The sequence below is a fragment of the Nostoc flagelliforme FACHB-838 genome (assembly GCF_014698065.1).
GTDB lineage: Bacteria > Cyanobacteriota > Cyanobacteriia > Cyanobacteriales > Nostocaceae > Nostoc > Nostoc flagelliforme_B.
Genome location: NZ_JACJSI010000507.1, coordinates 1 through 3,673 on the forward strand (window position 1 = coordinate 1; position 3,673 = coordinate 3,673).

Consider the following 3,673-nt stretch of genomic DNA (forward strand, 5'->3'; position numbering starts at 1 on the left):
GTAAGTTTGACCAATTTGGGCGTAATATTCCCTACAGCGCGATCGCCCATGCCCTGCAAAAATTGGTGCAGCAACTGCTGGGTGAACCAGACGAGCAAGTGCAACAATGGCGAGATCGTCTGCTCACTGCTTTGGGAAGCAACGGACAAATTATCGTAGATGTCATTCCCGAAGTTGAGTTCATTATTGGCAAGCAGCCACCTGTGCCCGAAGTTGGAGCAACAGAAGCACAGAATCGCTTCAATCTCACGTTTCAAAGGTTTGTGCGGGCGTTTTGTGCAAAAGAGCATCCCCTGGTCGTCTTTTTAGACGATCTACAGTGGATCGATTCTGCGACGTTGAAGTTAATTGAACTCATATTGCTTGACGAGCAAACTCAATCTCTGTTTTTGATTGGAGCCTATCGAGATCATGAAGTGTCTTCAACGCATTCATTAATTTTGATGCTGGAGAGCTTGCGAAATCAGGGTGCAGCGCTTCAAGAAATCACCCTGACTCCTTTAACGCTCGAACCCTTGACTCAACTGGTGGCTGAGACATTACATCGCAATCCTGATACCGTTCGTTCCTTAGCCCAAGTCGTATTGCATAAAACGGAGGGCAATCCTTTCTTCGTTGGTGAATTTTTGAAAATGCTGTATGGCGAAAATCTGTTGACTTTCGATGCACAACAGTTGAGCTGGCAGTGGAACCTGGCAGAGATTGAAGCTCAAAATATCACGGATAATGTGGTGGAGTTGCTGCTGCGTCAGTTGCAGAAATTGCCGTCAGCAACACAACAAATTCTCTCCATCGCCGCTTGTACTGGGGCTGAATTTGATTTAGAGACATTGGCGATCGTTTGCGAAAAATCACCGAAAGCAATTTTTCAGGATTTATTAGAAGCAATACAAGCTGGATTAATTCAACCTTTGTCTGACTTGGACGAAGACTTGTTGGTTCAAGAGTATAAGTTTTCGCACGATCGCGTGCAGCAAGCGGCTTATGCCCTAATTGATGAGTCGTGTAAACAAGTGGTTCATCTCCAAATCGGTCGCAATTTACTCGAAAAAACTTCACCGGAGCAACGATTCGAGCGACTGTTTACTATTGTGGATCATCTCGATCAAGGAACGGAGCTTGTCACTGCTCAAGCAGAACGAACTGAAATTGCCAGATTGAATTTAACGGCAGGTCAGAAAGCAAAAACAGCAACGGCTTATGAAGCAGCTTTTAAGTATTTCACTACAGGTCTTCAACTTCTCGATACAGAGAGTTGGCTCAGTGAGTATGACCTGACCTTAGCGCTGTATTCAGAAGCAGCAGAAGCGGCGTATCTCCAGGGTCGCTTTGATGAGATGGAACAATTGGTAGAAGTGGTACTCAATCGCGCCAAAACAGCGATCGACAAAGTGCAGGTTTACGATAGCAGAATTCAGGGATATTTGTCACAGGGCAACCTGAAATCAGCATTAAAAATTGGCTCGGAAGTGTTAAAGCTCCTGGGAATAGATTTAATAGAAAATCCAAGTCAGGTAGATATTCAAAGAGAATTGGAGTCAACGGCTGCGCTACTCGCTCAACGAGAAATCGAAGACTTGATTAATTTACCAGAGATGACTGCACCAGAACCGCTAGCAGCAATGTCAATCCTAGCGAATATGGGAGCTGCTGCATTTATAGTGTCACCAGCACTGTTGATACTGATTACTTGCAAAACGGTAAATTTATCAATCAACTACGGTAATGCTATCTGGTCATCACTGTATTATGCTGTCTATGGGTTTGTTCTATGTGGAGTTGTTCAAGACATTGAACTCGGTTATAAGTTCGGCAAATTGGCGCTGGGTTTGGCAGAACGATTGAATACCAAAGGAAAAGCTAAAGCATTAATGTTTTCGGGTGCCCATATCATGCACTGGAAGGTGCATCTTAGGAACACAATACCAATGCTGGCTGATGCCTATCAAAATGGAGTGGAAACTGGAGACTTTGAATTTGCTGGTTACGCTGCATATAACGTATGCTATAACTCGTTTTTTGCTGGGGAGTCACTCACCCAACTGGAACAAAAAACAGCAACTTACAGCAAAGCGATCAACCAAATCAGACGGGAAAGCCCCTCGAATTGGCTTGCAATATTGTGGCAGACAATTTTTAATCTGCTAGATAGGTCTCTTAATCCCAGCCGCTTAGTTAGTAGGCTATGCAATGAAGAGCAGGCATTAACACACGCTATTGCAGTTAGAGACGGAACTGCAATTCAAATGCTGTGTCTACACAAAGTTATGTTGTGTTATCTATTTGGAGAATATCATCAAGCTGTACAAACCGCTGTTGTGGCAAGGCAACATTTTGAAGAGGTGACAGCAATAACAGTTTTACCTGTATTTTGTTTGTATCACACTCTGGCGCTTTTGAGCCTACCGCTCGATGCTTCAAACTCCCAAAAAGTAGCTTGGCTCAATTGTGTTAACATCAACCAAGAAAAGATGCAGAAATGGGCAGAACACGCCCCGATGAATTATCTACATAAATTTCATTTAGTCGAAGCAGAGAAAGCGCGAGTCTCAGGGCAATTCTTTAAGGCTGAGGAACTTTATGAACGAGCGATCGCAGGTGCTGCTGAAAATGAGTATATCCAGGAAGAAGCATTAGCTTATGAATTAGCGGCTAAACATTATCTAGCGCGAGGTCGGTCAAAGATTGCTCAGACCTACATGAAAGAGGCGCACTATTGCTATGATCGCTGGGGCGCAACCGCTAAAGTTAAAGATTTAGAAAAACGCTATCCACAACTCCTCAACACCAACCTAGTTCGGCAATCACATTCAATCGTGACCGATAAAACGATCCGTCATCCGACTGCGGCGATCGATTTGGCGGCGGTGATGAAAGCGGCTCAAGCTCTCTCAGAAATAATCCATCTCGATCGATTAATTGCCACGTTGATGCAGGTGGTAATCGAAAATGCCGGAGCCGAAACTGGTACTCTGGTTCTCCTAGAAGAGGATCAACTTACTGTGGTGGCTCAATGCAGCGGAAGTAGACAGTGTGACCTAGAAAAGTTCGCTGTTGCCGACTGTGCAACGATTCCTGTTTCCGTCATTCACTCGGTAGAACGCACATCTGAAACTCTGGTGTTTGATGATGCAGTCAGCGAATCGTCTTTTTCAACTGATCCTTATATTCAAAATCAACAGACGCGATCGCTCCTCTGTATGCCCATTCTCAAGCAAAATCAGCTGATTGGCATACTTTATCTGGAGAACAATCTCAGTACCGGAGTGTTTACTAGCGATCGCTTGCAAGTCCTTAAACTGTTGATTGCTCAGGCAGCAATTTCACTGGAGAATGCTCGGTTATATGAACGGTTATCGGATTATTCCGAAACACTGGAACGAAAAGTAGAAGAGCGAACTCAAGCCTTGCAGCAGGAGATCGCGGAACGACAACAAACTGAAGCCGCATTGAGACAAAGTGAAGCAAATTATCGCAACCTGCTACAAACCGCGAATTCAGTCATCATTCGCTATGATCCGCAAGGACGGATTCGATACATCAACGATTATGGGGTAAAGCTTCTTGGCTATGAAGAACATCAGATTTTAGGGCGAACCTTATTTGAAACAATCATTCCAGACATCGAAATCTCTGGACGCGATGTCAAACCCTTTGTCCATGATTTACTTCG

The 3,673-nt window shown here is 44.3% G+C and carries 1 protein-coding gene; it reads left to right on the forward strand.

Going from position 1 to position 3,673, the window contains the following annotated elements; translation table 11 throughout:
* Window positions 1-3,673: AAA family ATPase (locus H6G97_RS47535; protein ID WP_190947310.1), on the forward strand; the 3,673-nt coding region annotated here is incomplete at both ends.